This window comes from Actinophytocola sp. (genome assembly GCF_035942955.1).
GTDB lineage: Bacteria > Actinomycetota > Actinomycetes > Mycobacteriales > Pseudonocardiaceae > DASYTH01.
The window spans coordinates 1-13,144 of the sequence record NZ_DASZCQ010000363.1 but is presented as its reverse complement, the minus strand read 5'-3'; the positions used below and the strand labels follow the sequence as shown (position 1 = coordinate 13,144).

18 protein-coding genes are annotated in these 13,144 nt (G+C 70.6%); 3 read left to right on the top strand and 15 right to left on the bottom strand.

Annotated features, from left to right (window positions below):
* Window positions 1-66: 66 nt before the first annotated feature.
* From VGX25_RS35330 to VGX25_RS35285, 10 genes are all read right to left on the bottom strand, one after another.
* A complete protein-coding gene (locus tag VGX25_RS35330) occupies window positions 67-1,575 on the bottom strand; it encodes a terminase (RefSeq protein ID WP_326922342.1) in 1,509 nt (502 codons plus the stop codon).
* The gene (locus VGX25_RS35325) at window positions 1,529-1,852 is read right to left on the bottom strand and encodes a terminase small subunit (protein ID WP_326922341.1); all 324 of its coding nucleotides are present in this window, start codon (window positions 1,850-1,852) and stop codon (window positions 1,529-1,531) included. The genes VGX25_RS35330 and VGX25_RS35325 overlap by 47 nt, the downstream gene beginning before the upstream one ends.
* A gap of 113 nt (window positions 1,853-1,965) precedes the next feature.
* Window positions 1,966-2,223, bottom strand: a complete 258-nt coding sequence (locus VGX25_RS35320; protein WP_326922340.1) for a hypothetical protein — start codon at window positions 2,221-2,223, stop codon at window positions 1,966-1,968.
* Window positions 2,224-2,226: 3 nt separating this feature from the next.
* Window positions 2,227-3,369 (bottom strand): HNH endonuclease signature motif containing protein, encoded by a 1,143-nt coding sequence (locus VGX25_RS35315; protein ID WP_326922339.1) that lies wholly within the window; start codon window positions 3,367-3,369, stop codon window positions 2,227-2,229.
* Window positions 3,370-3,435: 66 nt separating this feature from the next.
* Complete coding sequence (locus VGX25_RS35310) at window positions 3,436-3,759, bottom strand: hypothetical protein (RefSeq protein ID WP_326922338.1); 324 nt, start codon at window positions 3,757-3,759, stop codon at window positions 3,436-3,438.
* The gene (locus VGX25_RS35305) at window positions 3,756-4,082 is read right to left on the bottom strand and encodes a hypothetical protein (RefSeq protein ID WP_326922337.1); all 327 of its coding nucleotides are present in this window, start codon (window positions 4,080-4,082) and stop codon (window positions 3,756-3,758) included. The genes VGX25_RS35310 and VGX25_RS35305 overlap by 4 nt, the downstream gene beginning before the upstream one ends.
* Complete coding sequence (locus VGX25_RS35300; RefSeq protein ID WP_326922336.1) at window positions 4,079-4,264, bottom strand: hypothetical protein; 186 nt, start codon at window positions 4,262-4,264, stop codon at window positions 4,079-4,081. Before VGX25_RS35300 ends, VGX25_RS35305 begins: the two co-directional genes overlap by 4 nt.
* Complete coding sequence (locus tag VGX25_RS35295) at window positions 4,261-4,428, bottom strand: hypothetical protein (RefSeq protein ID WP_326922335.1); 168 nt, start codon at window positions 4,426-4,428, stop codon at window positions 4,261-4,263. Before VGX25_RS35295 ends, VGX25_RS35300 begins: the two co-directional genes overlap by 4 nt.
* Entirely contained in the window at window positions 4,428-4,730 is a 303-nt protein-coding gene (locus VGX25_RS35290; protein ID WP_326922334.1) for a hypothetical protein, read from the bottom strand. The genes VGX25_RS35295 and VGX25_RS35290 overlap by 1 nt, the downstream gene beginning before the upstream one ends.
* Window positions 4,731-4,823: 93 nt before the next feature.
* Entirely contained in the window at window positions 4,824-5,009 is a 186-nt protein-coding gene (locus VGX25_RS35285) for a helix-turn-helix domain-containing protein (protein ID WP_326922333.1), read from the bottom strand.
* A gap of 216 nt (window positions 5,010-5,225) precedes the next feature.
* Here VGX25_RS35285 and VGX25_RS35280 point away from each other — a divergent pair, with 216 nt between their 5' ends.
* Together VGX25_RS35280 and VGX25_RS35275 are read left to right on the top strand one after the other, a co-directional pair.
* Window positions 5,226-5,783: a helix-turn-helix transcriptional regulator gene (locus tag VGX25_RS35280; protein ID WP_326922376.1), complete on the top strand. Its 558-nt coding sequence runs from the start codon at window positions 5,226-5,228 to the stop codon at window positions 5,781-5,783.
* Window positions 5,784-5,785: 2 nt separating this feature from the next.
* On the top strand, window positions 5,786-7,033 hold the full coding sequence (locus tag VGX25_RS35275) for a tyrosine-type recombinase/integrase (RefSeq protein WP_326922332.1): 1,248 nt from the start codon (window positions 5,786-5,788) through the stop codon (window positions 7,031-7,033).
* Window positions 7,034-7,057: 24 nt separating this feature from the next.
* Here the strand turns inward: VGX25_RS35275 and VGX25_RS35270 are convergent, their stop codons facing one another.
* The 5 genes from VGX25_RS35270 to VGX25_RS35250 form a co-directional block, all read right to left on the bottom strand.
* Window positions 7,058-8,197 (bottom strand): acyl-CoA dehydrogenase family protein, encoded by a 1,140-nt coding sequence (locus VGX25_RS35270; RefSeq protein WP_326922331.1) that lies wholly within the window; start codon window positions 8,195-8,197, stop codon window positions 7,058-7,060.
* A gap of 61 nt (window positions 8,198-8,258) precedes the next feature.
* Window positions 8,259-8,768 (bottom strand): 5-(carboxyamino)imidazole ribonucleotide mutase, encoded by a 510-nt coding sequence (gene purE / locus VGX25_RS35265; RefSeq protein WP_326922330.1) that lies wholly within the window; start codon window positions 8,766-8,768, stop codon window positions 8,259-8,261.
* Window positions 8,755-9,933 carry a 5-(carboxyamino)imidazole ribonucleotide synthase gene (locus tag VGX25_RS35260; RefSeq protein WP_326922329.1) on the bottom strand — a complete coding sequence of 393 codons (1,179 nt, stop codon included), beginning with the start codon at window positions 9,931-9,933 and terminating at the stop codon, window positions 8,755-8,757. The genes purE and VGX25_RS35260 overlap by 14 nt, the downstream gene beginning before the upstream one ends.
* 2 nt (window positions 9,934-9,935) lie before the next feature.
* Entirely contained in the window at window positions 9,936-11,138 is a 1,203-nt protein-coding gene (locus VGX25_RS35255) for a glycosyltransferase 87 family protein (protein ID WP_326922328.1), read from the bottom strand.
* A gap of 67 nt (window positions 11,139-11,205) precedes the next feature.
* Window positions 11,206-12,039, bottom strand: a complete 834-nt coding sequence (locus VGX25_RS35250) for a GGDEF domain-containing protein (RefSeq protein WP_326922327.1) — start codon at window positions 12,037-12,039, stop codon at window positions 11,206-11,208.
* 255 nt (window positions 12,040-12,294) lie between these two features.
* Here VGX25_RS35250 and VGX25_RS35245 point away from each other — a divergent pair.
* The coding region (locus VGX25_RS35245; protein WP_326922326.1) for a sigma-70 family RNA polymerase sigma factor at window positions 12,295-13,144 on the top strand (850 nt) is incomplete at its 3' end.

Genomic DNA, 13,144 nt, shown 5'->3' with positions numbered 1-13,144 from the left:
CCCGCCACCACTGCCACACGCCCCGCAGTATGACACGAGTGTCCGATAATCGGACGGATGCGCCCGCTAATCGGACCTGTGACGTTTCGAGGTGATCAGCCTCGGCTTCGGCGGGGGCGGCGGCAGGGTGCGCGCCAAGTGCGTCGCGCCGGCCGCGGCGTACGTGGCATCGACGTGTCCCGCGCCGCGCCGGGTGAAACGCCACGCGTCGCCCTGGTGCAGCTTCTCGGCGGCCAGCGCGTGCGCGTTGAACAGCGGATCGTCGGAGTGCGCGATCTGCCTGGCGGTCACCTGCTCGGCGAACCCCATGCAGACCGCGGTGGTCTCCTGGCGGATCTCCTCGATCGCCACCCCGGCCGGCGGCCATGCCACCCCGGCGCCGCGCTTCTTGCGGTCGGCCAGATCCGCGGCCACCGCGGCGGCCGGCCCGGCCGGGAACCAGCCGAGCTTGCGCGGTCGAACCCGCGCGAGGTGTCCGGGCAGATCCCGGCGCAGCTCCCGGGTGCAGCCCGGACCCGACCAGGCGGCGACTACCTCGATGCGCACCCGGCCGTCCGGCAACTGCGCCGCGGCGGCCAGCGTGGCGTGCTGGCCGTCGAGCGCCAGGTCCACGCACAGCGCCACCCCAGGGCGCAGCCCGGTCAGGTCGCCGGTGTCGAGGCATTCCGTCCAGGCCTCGGGGTCGATGGCCGGGTCGAGCATGGGCACGTCCATGCACATGACCTCGGTCTTGAACCCGGCCAGCTCCTCGCCGCCGGCCTCCTTGGCGCGGTGCGCGGCACCGAGCAGGTTGTCCGGGTCGATGCGCCGGCGGAGGTTCGGGTTGGCCGCGGCGAGCGCGCGCAGGTCGGTCGGGTCCGAGCCGTCGGGCGCCGACCACTCGAACAGTCCCAGCCGGGGATCGCCCTTGCCGGTCTCGATGTAGGTCAGCGCGGCCTTGCGCAGCGACTTGAGCACCACCGACCGTTCGTCGCCCTGATTGGAGATCAGGAAGGCCTGCGCGTCCGGGACGGCGTTCATCGCCGGCACCGCGGCGTTGTAGGCCGACCAGTCGTGATGCTCGCGCAGCTCGTCACCGATGAGCCGGTGCACGGTCAGCGACCGGCCGCCGCGCCGGTTGCTCGCGGCGATCTTGTATCGGCATCGGTCCACTGTGGTCAGCGTCTGCTCGCCGTTCGTGCGCCGGATGCCCCGCGGGGCGATCTCGTCGGCCAGGTCGTCGGTCTCCTCGGCGAGCGCCAGCGCCTTCTCCCACGACTCCTTGGCGTAGTCCAGGTTCGTGCTGGTGCCGAGGATGAGCTTGCGGAACTCGACGAACAGCCAGTACAGCGACAGCACGACCAACACCTCGGTCTTGCCGTTTTGCCGGGCCACCAGCACCAGCACGATCCGGAACCGCGGCCGCCCGTCCGGCAGCAGCTCCCCAGCATGGATGACCAGCCACTCCTGCCACGGGTCGAACGGCCGCTCCACCACGTCGCAGGCGAAGTCGCACGCGGCGAACCCGTACGACGTGGCCGGGGTCAGCTCACGAAGCGGCGGTGTCCACAGCCGCGGCTCCGTCGACCCGAGCACGGTGGTCGTCCCGCAGCTCATCAAGCCGTGACCGCTTCCCGTCACGTGGCGCACCTCCCTTCCCGACCACCGCCGCCCGGGCCCGCGGCGTCATCCCGAGCTCGACCAACACCGCCAGCAGCAGCGGCCCCACCTTCGGCAGCGCCTCGCCGTCCGCGTCAATCTGCCCGGCGTACTGCCGGGCCAGCGCCACCGCCGCGCCGTCCTCCGGCCGCGTCTGCACCGACTCGAACGCCACATCCAGCGCCTCGGACATCGACGTCTCGTCCCCGGCCATGGCCACCCCCTCCCGAGCCCCGGTTCGTTCGATTATCGGACGCCAGTGTCCGGGGAGAGAGAGAACACTGGCAAGCGGGTGTCCGGGTCGGGGGGCCATGGGAAAACCGGTGATCACCATCGGGTCCTCGGCGCAGGCTGCGGATCCCGGCGTGCCGGGTCGCCCACACCGCGGTTGCACGGACCGCACGCGGCGACCAGGTAGCGCTCGTCATCGCCGGTCACCGCGCGGCCGAGGGTGTGGTGGACCTGGTCGGCCCGGCCGGCGCAGTCCGGCCGGCGGAGCTGGCAGCGGTAGCGGTCACGGGCCAGCACGCGGGCGCGGATCTTCCGCCAGCGTCGGGTGCTTCCCTTCGCCCACGCCTTGCTCACCGGTCACCACCTCGTCCGCGGGACCGGCTCCGGGTCACCCCGGGACCGATGGGTGTAGATGTCCGGGGCGTCCGGGGCCCGGGCCGGCGGCCGGTCGAACTGGCCGGGAGGGGGGAGGGTTTCCGGCGCCGAACTCTCACTCCCAGCGGGGCGCCCGACCCGACCCGAGCCGGACCTCATCGACCGCACCGACGAGGGGTGATCGTGTCCGTCACCAGGGGATTCAGGGCGCACGACACCGTCATCGGACACAGCTCCGGACACTGTTGGCGACACTGCCCGTTCAGTGTCCGATTCAGTGTCTGGGTGAGTGTCCAAGGGGGTGTCTGGGTCGGTGTCCGCGGCAGTGTCCGGCTCGGCATCGGCCCACGAGTACGGCAGCTCATCGGCCGGGCTCAACTCACCCGCCTCAGGCCGGTCGAACAGCTGCTCGCCGCGCTCGGCCCACCACGCCTTCAACTCCTCGGTGGGCTCGGGCAGCAGCACCATGCCCGCCTCATCCGGAGTCCGGGCGATGTCGTTGGCCGACTTCTCCCGGTTGCACCGAGCACACGCCAGCACGTAGTTGTCGCCGTCCTCGGCGTGGCGGTCAGGGTCCGGGTGATCCCACTGCGGGACGCGACGCTTGTCCGTCGCGTTGAACATCCCCAGCCGCTTCAACGGCCCCGACCGGCAGTACCGGCAGCACCCACCGTCCCGCTTGTACACCATGGTGCGCAGCCGCGGATCCTTGCTGTCGCGCTTCTTCGCGTCCTGCAGCCGCTTCTCGGCCCGGGACGGGTTGCGCTTCAAGTAGGCGCAGATCCGGTAGCCGAACCCATCCACCCAGGGCGGCGACGCGTCGATGCAGTTGCGCTCGGCGCACTTCTGGCCCGGCTGGTGCAGCCATGGCGGCTTACCCAGCACGGGCCTCGTCAGCAGTTCGAGCTTCCACGCCTCGCCCAGACAGCAGTCCAGGGCCTGCTGCCGAGTCACGTAGCCGTCGTTCAACCCAGCTGCGGTCTCGCACATCATCCCGTGCAGCGCGTCGCGCAGCAGCGCCGCGTCGCGCCGGCGCGCGGCCTCGGTGCGGCCCCCGCGGATCTCAGCCAGCGCCATCCAGCGCGCGTCCCGCCACCAACCGTCCGGTGTCAATGAGTACGTCACGGGCCACCGCCCAGCACGGCACGGCGCGGAAGCAAGATCGCTCCCGCGCCAGCCATCTGCCGCTCGCTACAGGCCGTCGTCGGCATCCCCGCCGGCCTCGTCGCCCCAATCCATCGCGGCCAGCGCGGCGAACCGGTCGATCGGCCGCACACCGTCCTGGTCAGCCTCACCCAGCCACGCCGCGTACTCGTCGGTCATACCGGTGAAGTCGACCAACTCCAACGGATCGATCACCCGCACGCACTCCGGGCCACCGGCCAACTCCAGCAACTCCGCCCACGTGTCAACGTCACCGGCCGTCCCGTCTGGACGGTGCAGGTACTTCTCGCCTGCATGCGGACCACTCAGGATCTCCACCGTCCAGCCCAGCGGCGGCTCCGGCATGGTCATGCTGGAGTCTCCCCTCGGGCGATGGCGGCCATGGCCACCTGCAGGTCGGTTCCGTAGACCCGGCACACCTCGAACGTCGGCGCGAGGATGTGCTCGGCCATCACGCCCAGCGCGCTCGCGGCCACGTAGCCGAAGGTGGCCGAGCCGACCCGGGCGAGCGTCTCCCGCTGGACGTGCTGCATGGCGGCGGGGTCATCGCACACGGCCGCGAGGTCGAACGCGAACCGTGTGCCCTCGGTGGTGATCAGGTCGGGGTCGAACGTGCCAAGCGGCTCGCCGTGCTCGTCGGTGACCAGGTACACCGGGTTGTCGGGATTGGTCACGATGCGCCGCCCTGCAGCTCGACCAGCTTGGACACCGCGCGGAACACCGCGACGGCGTGCTCGGCACAGATCCCCGCGGGCAGGCCGGCCTCGCCGGGCTTGCCACACGGCTCGCCCTGCCGGGTGAGCATCACGCACTCGGTGACCTCGGCATCGATGTGGTTCTTCGTCAGCCTGGTCATTGGCGGCCTCCATGGGCACCGTCGCGGAACGCCGCGTCGATCTCCCGCTCGATCTCCCGTTCGGCCTCCATGGTCATCAGCCGGACACGCAGCTGCTGCATCTCGGCGCGCAGCTTCTCCAGCTCTCGCCACCAGCGCGACATGATCCTGATCTCGAGCTTCATCAGGCACCGCCCTGGATCACCCGCAGCGTGGGCCGGGGTGCCGGCAGATCGTCCCGCTGGGCCGTCCGGAGGTCGAGCACCAGCATCAGCATCTGGGTGTGCTCGGCGAGCTGCTTCTCGGCCCAACGCCGGGAGACCGGCAACCGGTCCCGGGCTGCGACGACGAGCCGCGACGTGAGCACCAGTCGGCGAACACCTTCAAGGGCGTACGCCAGGGATGTGGGCACGGTTCTCTTGGGCGGCACATACTCGGCCAGCGCGGGGTCGCTGGGCGGATCCGGGTGTATCTTCGGCATGGACATCGGGTCACCTCGTTGTTCAACCGGGGTCGTCCGGATCGCGTGCAAGCAGCCGGTCGGCCCCTTCTTCATGGGGGAGTTAGCGGTCATGGCGACCTAGGCCTTCTCGGCGACGCCGAGCTGGTCCGCCAGCCAGGCGTCGAGGTCCTCCTCGCGGATACGAAGCCGTCTGCCGATCCGCTGGAACGTGGGTCCTTGCCCCAGGTGCCTCCAGTACCGCCATGTCCCCTCAGGGATGCCGGTCAGGTGCGCGACCTCGGCCAGGGTGAGCAGCCTGCTCATACAACCTCCTGATGTAACCACCTACAGGATGTTGTCTACCATTCCACACCCCCGCCGTGCAATCACCACGTTGGCCAACGTCTACAAACCGTTGTAAAGTCTGGTTTCGTGCCTCCTGACATGCATGGGCGAGCTGTTCGGCACCGCGCCGCCGAAGCTGATGATGTGACTGACTCGCCACCCTCCGTAGTCTGGGAGCGGAATTTCGTGGCCGATATGCAGCGGCTGCGCGAGGCGCGTCGGATGACGCAGACCGACCTGGCGAAGGCGCTGCAGCGACATGGCCTGCGATTCCATCAGCAGACGATCCAGCGGATCGAGAGTGGCGAACGGCCGATACGCCTAGACGAGGCCTTCCTAATTGCGGAAGAACTCGGGTCTTCTATCGCTGCCATGACCGCCGATAAGCCAAGCCTGGATCAGAAGATAGCTGAGGCGGAGAGTCGTCTGAAGGAAGCTGTGGGGATGCGCGATATGGCGGATGCCACTATCGCCAAGATCACCGGCGAGCTGATGAGACTGCAGTCGATGGCTAGAGTTGTTACACAGCGCGAGATCCTTGAGGTTGAGTCTGAGAACTTGACGGCGAGACGGAACGCCGCCGTGAGCGAGATAGACATGCTTGACGCAATGATTAAGGACGAGCGGGATGAAGCTAAGCGCGATGAGCTTCGCGATCTGCGAAACGCCAGGAGAGAAGACGTTCTGAGCATTGAAAGCCAGATCGAGAAAATGCGTGTAGACCTCGACAATTTGCGTCGGATTGGCATTTAGGCATGGGTTATACCAAGGATCTTTGGACGCGGCCGGAGGAGCAGCCGGACGGCAAGGTGAAGCGCGTCCCGAACTCCCGATGGGGCAAGGGCAAGCGGTACCTGGCGTGCTGGTTGGACCCGGACGGGCGCGAGCGGTCGCAGGCCTTCACCACCAAGAGGCCGGCGGACAAGCACTGGCAGAAGATGGAGACCGACCGGGACCGCGGCGAGTACCACGACCCGAAGGCCGGACGGGCGGACTTCGACGGGATCGCGCAGCGGTGGCTGAAGTCGCGTGTGGTCGATCCGTCCAGCAAGATCCGGTACGAGTCGGTGTACCGGCTGCACGTCAAGCCGGTGTTCGGCGGCGCGGTGAAGCGGATCCGGGCGAGCGACGTGCAGATGTTCCAGGCCGAGCTCGGCGAGCGACTCGGGCCGTCGACGGTCGCCGCGGCGCGGCTGGTGCTGCTCGGGATCCTGGACCTGGCGGTCGAGGACCAGCTGATCAAGAAGAACCCGGCCCGGTCGAGAGTGGTCGACACGGTCAGCGTGGACGACGGCGAGAAGATCCAGGCGTGGAGCTCGGAGCGGGTGTTCAAGCTGATTGACGGCCACCCGGAGTCGCTGCGGCTGCTGCCGACGATCGGCGCGACGGCAGGCCTGCGCGAGGGCGAGCTGTTCGGGCTCGCGTGGGAGGACATCGACTTTGACGAGCAGGTGATCCACGTCCGCCGCCAGCTGAAGAAGCTCGGCCGGCACACCGTGTACGCGCTGCCGAAGAACGACCGGGAGCGGGTCGTGCCCCTGCCCGCCTGGACCGCGGAGAGCATCCGGGTATACGTCGCCAAGTACAAGCCGGTCCCGCTGACGTTGCCGTGGGAGAAGCCGGACGGCAAGCCGCGCACCCACAACGTCCTGTTCCGCTGGATCGATGGTGGGCACATGAAGCCGCGCGCGTACAGCGAGACGGTGTGGAAGCCAGCCCTGGTCGCCGCGAAGATCATCCCCGAGCCCACCAAGGACAAGCGCGGCCGGCGCCGGTACGTCACAACCCGGCGCGAGGGCACGCACCAGCTGCGCCACCACTACGCGAGCGTGATGCTCGCCGGCGGGGTGAACATCAAGGAGCTGTCCGAGTACCTCGGACACGCCGACCCCGGGTTCACCCTGCGGATCTACGCCCACATGCTCCCGGACTCGCACGAACGGGCCCGGAAGGTCATCGACGAACGCATGTTCCGGCCGCGCGCCGTGGCCGACGGAACATAGACGGAACAGGAGCCCAAACCATGATCACCGGAGAAGGTATCTGGCCAGCACAACCCGCTGAATCTGGTTCGTCCCCTCATAGATCTGGGTGATTTTCGCGTCGCGCATCATGCGTTCGACGGGGAAGTCGGAGGTGTAGCCGGCGCCGCCGAAGAGTTGGACGGCGTCGGTGGTGACGGACATGGCGGTGTCGGAGGCGAAGGTCTTGGCGGCGCTGGACAGGAAGGACGCGTCGGGGGTGCCGCGTTCGACCGCGGAGGCGGCGGTGTAAACGAGGTGGCGGGCGGCCTCGATCGTCATCGCCATGTCGGCGAGCATGAACTGGATGCCTTGGAACTCCGCGATGGCGCGGCCGAACTGCTTGCGGTCCTTGACGTAGGCGACGGCGGCGTCCAGCGCGCCCTGGGCGATGCCGAGGGCCTGGGCGCCGATGGTGTGGCGGGTGTGGTCGAGGGTGGCGAACGCCAGGCGCAGGCCGCGGCCGGGCTCGCCGATGATCCGGTCGGCGGGGATGGCGCAGTTCTCGAAGTAGATCTCGCGGGTCGGGGAGCCCTTGATGCCGAGCTTGCGTTCCTTGGGGCCGACGGTGAAACCCGGGTCGGCGGCGTGCACCATGAACGCCGAGATGCCGTCGGCCGGTTTGGCCGCCCCGGGGTCGGTCACCGCCATCACGGTGTACCACGTGGACTCTCCGGCATTGGTGATCCAGCACTTGGCGCCGTCGAGCACCCAGTGGTCACCGTCCAACCGGGCACGGGTGCGCATGGCGGCCGGGTCGGAGCCGGCCTCCCGTTCGGACAGTGCGTACGAGGCCAGCTCGCCGCGCGCGATGCCGGGGAGCACGTCCTTCTTCAGTGACTCCGAGCCGCCCAGGATGAGGTTCATCGTGCCGAGCTTGTTGGCCGCGGGGATCAGCGACGACGACGCACAGACCCTTGCCACCTCCTCGACCACAATGTTCGCGGCCACGGCGTCGGCGCCCTGGCCGTCGTACTCCTCCGGGATGTGCGGTGCGCTGAACCCGGCCCGGGACAGCGCGTTCCGCGCCTCGATCGGGAACCGGGCCCGCTCGTCGACGTCGGCCGCGTACGGCGCGATCTCCTTGTCGGCGAGCGCCCGCACGGTCTCGCGGAGCGCCTCGTGTTCCTCGCTGAGCCGGTACATGCACCCGATGTTAGCGACCGTTTACTTCGGCATCCTCGGGTCCGGCTGTGTTCTCGCGCACCTACGGCTCGAGCTCGGCTCGCAGCGCGGCGTCCTTGTCGAGCACCAACCGCTCGAGCCCGGCCTGGAACTCGCCCATCCTGGCGCGCAGCCCGGCGTCCGACGCGGCAAGGATGCGCACGGCCAGCAGGCCGGCGTTGCGCGCGCCGCCGACCGAGACCGTCGCCACCGGGACACCGGCCGGCATCTGCACGATCGACAGCAGGGAGTCGAGGCCGTCGAGGTACTTCAGCGGCACCGGCACACCGATCACCGGCAGCACGGTCGCCGAGGCCACCATCCCGGGCAGGTGGGCGGCGCCCCCCGCGCCCGCGATGATCGCCCGCAGCCCGCGGTCGGCGGCGGACCGGGCGTAGTCGAGCATCCGCCCCGGGGTGCGGTGCGCGGACACCACGCTCACCTCGTACGGCACCTCGAACTCCGCCAGCGCCTCGGCCGCGAGCCGCATGACCGGCCAGTCCGAGTCGCTGCCCATGATCACGCCGACCAGGGCCCCGTCAGTGGATGTCATATCCGTCCAGCCATTCGCCGTGGGAGAGCCAGTGGGCGGCCAGCCGCGCCCGGGAGCGCACGTCGGCCATGGCCGCGCCGAGCATCGTCACGTGGCCGATCTTGCGACCCGGCCGCTCCTGCTTGCCGTAGTAGTGCACGTGCGCGTCGCGGAACCGGGCGAACAGGTGGTGCAGCCGCTCGTCGGCCCCGAGCGTCGGAGAGCCGCCGAGCACGTTGGCCATGACCACCGCCGGAGCGAGCGCGTCGGTCGCGCCGAGCGGGTAGTCCAGCACCGCCCGCAGGTGCTGCTCGAACTGCGAGGTGCGGGCGCCCTCGATGGTCCAGTGGCCCGAGTTGTGCGGCCGCATGGCCAGCTCGTTGACCAGGAAACCCGTTGGCGTGTCGAACAACTCGACGGCGAGCACGCCGACCACGCCCAGCTCCGCGGCCACCCGCAGGGCCATCTCCTGCGCCGCCTCGGCGACCTCGGGCGGCAGGTCCGGCGCCGGCGCGAGCACCTCGACGCAGATCCCGTTGTCCTGCACGGTTTCCACCAGCGGCCAGCTCGCCCCCTGTCCCCACGGCGACCGGGCCACCAGCGCGGCCAGCTCGCGGCGCATCGCCACCCGGCGCTCGACCAGCAGCGGGGTGCCGGCCTCGAGCAGCGCCGGCACGCGCTGCCGGGCCGCGTCCGCGTCCGCCAGCATCCACACGCCACGCCCGTCGTAGCCGCCCCGGCAGGCCTTGAGCACGCACGGCCAGCCGTGCTCGTCGCCGAACTTCACCGCATCGGCCACATCGGACACCGCGGCGAACTCCGGCACCGGCACGCCGAGCGCGGCCAGCCTGGTGCGCATCACCAGCTTGTCCTGGGCATGCACCAGCGCGTCCGGTCCGGGGTGGACGGTCACGCCCTCGGCGACCAGGGTGCGCAGGTGCTCGGTCGGCACGTGCTCGTGGTCGAACGTCAGCACGTCGCACCGCGCCGCGAAGTCGCGCAGCGCGGCGAGATCCGTGTGGTGCCCGATGGTCACCGACGGGGCGACCAGCGCCGCCGGATCGGCCGGCGACACCGCAAGGACGTGCAGCGACTGGCCGAGCGCGATGGCGGCCTGGTGCGTCATCCGGGCCAGCTGCCCGCCGCCGACCATGCCCACCACGGGAAAACCGGTCCTCGAGTCCACGATCAGCGCAGCTTACCCATACGTACCAGGACAAACCCCGCCGCCACGGCGGGCACGAGCAGGTAGGCGCTCCCGATGACGAACTCCACCGGCGTCCAGCGCAGCTCGAGCCCCTTGCCGTTGCGCATGATCAACAGGATGCAGCTGGCGAACACCGCGACCACGGCGCCGAGCCCGGCCAGGGCGCGCAGCCTGGCGGCGCCCTCGGGCAGTGGCTCCGGCAGCCGGGAAAGCAGGTAGACGATCAGCGGCACCACCCACACCCAGTGGTGCGACCAGGACACCGGGCTGATCAGCAGCCCGTAGAACGCCGTGACCAGCAGCGCGGCCACCGCGTCGCCACGCAGGTGGAACCGCCGCACCACCAGCGCGACCGGAACCGCCAGCAGCGCGCCGATCGCCAGCGCCACGGTCAGCGACCACGGCGCCAGGTCGGTCAGCCGCAGCACCAGCCCGTTCAGCGACTGGTTGCCGGCCCAGTAGATCGGCCCGGTGCGCGCCGGGTCGGTCACCGCATGGCCCCAGAAGCGGGTGAAGTCGTGTGGGATCAGGAGAAAGACCAGGCCCTGCAGGACGAGGAAGGTGCCGAGCGCCCGGACCGCGTCGGCGCGCCGGCCGGTCAGCCACAGGTGCGGGATGAAGATCAACGGGGTGAGCTTCACGGCGGCCGCGACCCCGGTCAGCACGCCGGAGTACCGGGAACCCCGCAGCATCAGCACGTCGACCACGACCAGCGCCAGCAGGATCAGGTTGATCTGCCCGAGGAACAGCGTGCGCCACACCGGCTCGATCCCCAGCAGCAGCACGGAGAGCACCAGCGTGGCCTTGCCAGGCGTCAACCACGACGGGCGCCGCGGCAGCGCCCGGACGCAGATCCAGATCACCAGAGCCATCCCCAGCACCGAGGCCGCGCCGAGCAGCCCCCAGGACACCTGGGTGGGGAACAGCGTCAGCGGCACGAACAGCAGCGCCGCGGTCGGCGGGTAGGTGAACGGCAGCCGGGCCCACGGCGGCTCCGCGGACAGCGACATGGCGTCGTAGAGCGGCTCGCCGTGCAGCAGCGCCAACGCGCCGGACCGGTACACCGCGCTGTCCACGCCCAGCCGCCAGTCGATCAGCCAGCTCACGATCCCGGCCAGCAGCACTCCCGCCGGCACGGCGAACAGCCACGGGTCGACGCGGGTGCGCAGGGCCGGAAGGGTCACGGGAACAGGAAACCATGTGCCATGAGGCACGCCATCGGGGCATTGACCGCCGAAGTGTGAGCGGCGGTCAGGCCCGGCCGAGGTGCCTGACGACCTTGACCGCGACGTCCGCGGAGTCGGGCAGGCTGATGACCCGCAGCTCGGGGCGGGGCGCCGAGCGCAGGTCCGGGTCGACGTGCAGGCGTTCGTTCATCACCCAGGCGGCGGTGAGGGCGCGCTCGTTGAAGGCGGGCTCCCGCTCGGCCAGCACGGCGGCGACCGAGGGGCCGAGCACCGCCGTGCTTTCCCCGCCGTTGAACACCTCCCGGAGCATGTCGCCCACCACGAGCATGGCCATCATCCGGGACCAGCCGACGACGTCGGACAGGTCGAGCGTGACGACCAGCAGCACGTGGGTGTCACGGACGCGGGTGCCGTGCCGGGCGGCCCTGCGGTAGATCTCGCCGAGCCGGGCGCACAGGTAGGCCTCGGTGCCGAGGCCGGTCAGCCCGTTGGTGGCGCGCGCCTGGATCAGCTCCGCGCAGGACTCGTCCGCCCAGGCCGTCGCCATGATGCGGAGGAGCCGGCTCGGCGTGGCGTCGGGATCGGCGCACAGCAGGCCGTCGTGGCTGTCCGGGTTGGTGAGCACGGCGTGCAGGGCGGCGAGGTCGACGAGGGTCTCCTCGAGGCCGGCGCCGGCCTGGGCGCGGGCCCTGGCGAGGCTGGCCAGGGCGTCGCAGACGTCGACGCGGCCGAGCACGGACGCGCACACGAGATCGACCTCGGGGAGCGGCCAGTCGCTCGGGAACCGCCAGCCGCTGGCCAGGCTCGCCGTGCGCCACCGGGCCCGCAGGATCCGCAGGGCGCCCTCGGCATCGGCGTCGCCACGGGGCGAAAGCGGCCCAGCGTCACGTACTGCCACTACCGATCATCCCTCCGCCCAGGCCACTCCCGCGGTTGGAACGTCCCGAGCGCCGGTGCGTGACGCAACTCGGTCCAACTCGTTGGGCAGGTGCAAACGATACGGCTCGCCGGTCGCGCGCGGCACCGCTGGGCCGTTCCGGTGACGAGTGGTGCGGTCACGCTACGCATCGGCCAGACTGTGCCCCGGGAGGGCGCCGATCCGGTGGTCCGGGGGGCCGGCTACCGGGCAGGCGCTGCGAGTTTGAGGAGGACCGTGGCTGCAGTTCCGGCTGAGGTGCAGGGGCCCAGCGACGCCGAACTGATCAATGCGGTGCGTAACGGCGACGTGTCCGCGTACGGCCAGCTGTACGAGCGGCACTCCGCCTCCGCCTACAACCTCGCCCGCCAGCTGGCCCGGTCCCAGGCCGAGCAGGACGACCTGGTCTCCGAGGCGTTCGAGAAGGTGCTGGCGACGCTGCGCGCCGGGCGGGGGCCGGACTCGGCGTTCCGCGCCTACCTGCTGACCGCGCTGCGGCACACCGCATACGACAAGACCCGCCGGGACCGCAGGATCGAGCTGCACGGCGACGTCGGCGAGATCAGCACCGGCAGCGGGGTCGGCGCCGAGGAGATCAGCGTGCCGTTCGTCGACCCGGCGGTGGCCGGGCTGGAGCGCTCGCTGGCCGCCAGGGCGTTCGCCCGGCTGCCGGAGCGGTGGCAGGCCGTGCTGTGGCACACCGAGATCGAGGGCCAGTCGCCGGCCGAGGTGGCGCCGATCCTCGGCCTGACCCCCAACGGCGTGTCCGCGCTGGCCTACCGCGCCCGCGAGGGCCTCAAGCAGGCCTACCTGCAGGTCTACCTGGCCGACACCACCGACCGGCGGTGCCGGGCCACCACCGACCGGCTGGGTGCGTGGACGAGGCACGGGCTGGCCAAGCGGGAGAAGGCCCAGGTCGAGGCGCATCTGGACGAGTGCGCACGGTGCCGGGCGCTGGCCAAGGAGCTGGCCGACGTCAGCGGCGCCATGCGTGTGATCGCTCCGCTGGTGCTCGGCTCCGGCACCGCGGGCTACCTCGCCGCGGCCGGCGCCGGCGCGAAGGTGGCGATCGCGGGCGGGGCGGCGC

What these genes read in the sequence shown, in the direction of transcription:
- VGX25_RS35325 (WP_326922341.1), bottom strand. Translation starts at nt 1,852, where the DNA reads ATGGCCGGGGACGAGACGTCGATGTCCGAGGCGCTGGATGTGGCGTTC.
- VGX25_RS35310 (WP_326922338.1), bottom strand. Translation starts at nt 3,759, where the DNA reads ATGACCATGCCGGAGCCGCCGCTGGGCTGGACGGTGGAGATCCTGAGT.
- VGX25_RS35300 (WP_326922336.1), bottom strand. Translation starts at nt 4,264, where the DNA reads ATGACCAGGCTGACGAAGAACCACATCGATGCCGAGGTCACCGAGTGC.
- VGX25_RS35295 (WP_326922335.1), bottom strand. Translation starts at nt 4,428, where the DNA reads ATGAAGCTCGAGATCAGGATCATGTCGCGCTGGTGGCGAGAGCTGGAG.
- VGX25_RS35290 (WP_326922334.1), bottom strand. Translation starts at nt 4,730, where the DNA reads ATGTCCATGCCGAAGATACACCCGGATCCGCCCAGCGACCCCGCGCTG.
- VGX25_RS35285 (WP_326922333.1), bottom strand. Translation starts at nt 5,009, where the DNA reads ATGAGCAGGCTGCTCACCCTGGCCGAGGTCGCGCACCTGACCGGCATC.
- VGX25_RS35280 (WP_326922376.1), top strand. Translation starts at nt 5,226, where the DNA reads ATGCAGCGGCTGCGCGAGGCGCGTCGGATGACGCAGACCGACCTGGCG.
- VGX25_RS35275 (WP_326922332.1), top strand. Translation starts at nt 5,786, where the DNA reads ATGGGTTATACCAAGGATCTTTGGACGCGGCCGGAGGAGCAGCCGGAC.
- VGX25_RS35270 (WP_326922331.1), bottom strand. Translation starts at nt 8,197, where the DNA reads ATGTACCGGCTCAGCGAGGAACACGAGGCGCTCCGCGAGACCGTGCGG.
- purE (WP_326922330.1), bottom strand. Translation starts at nt 8,768, where the DNA reads ATGACATCCACTGACGGGGCCCTGGTCGGCGTGATCATGGGCAGCGAC.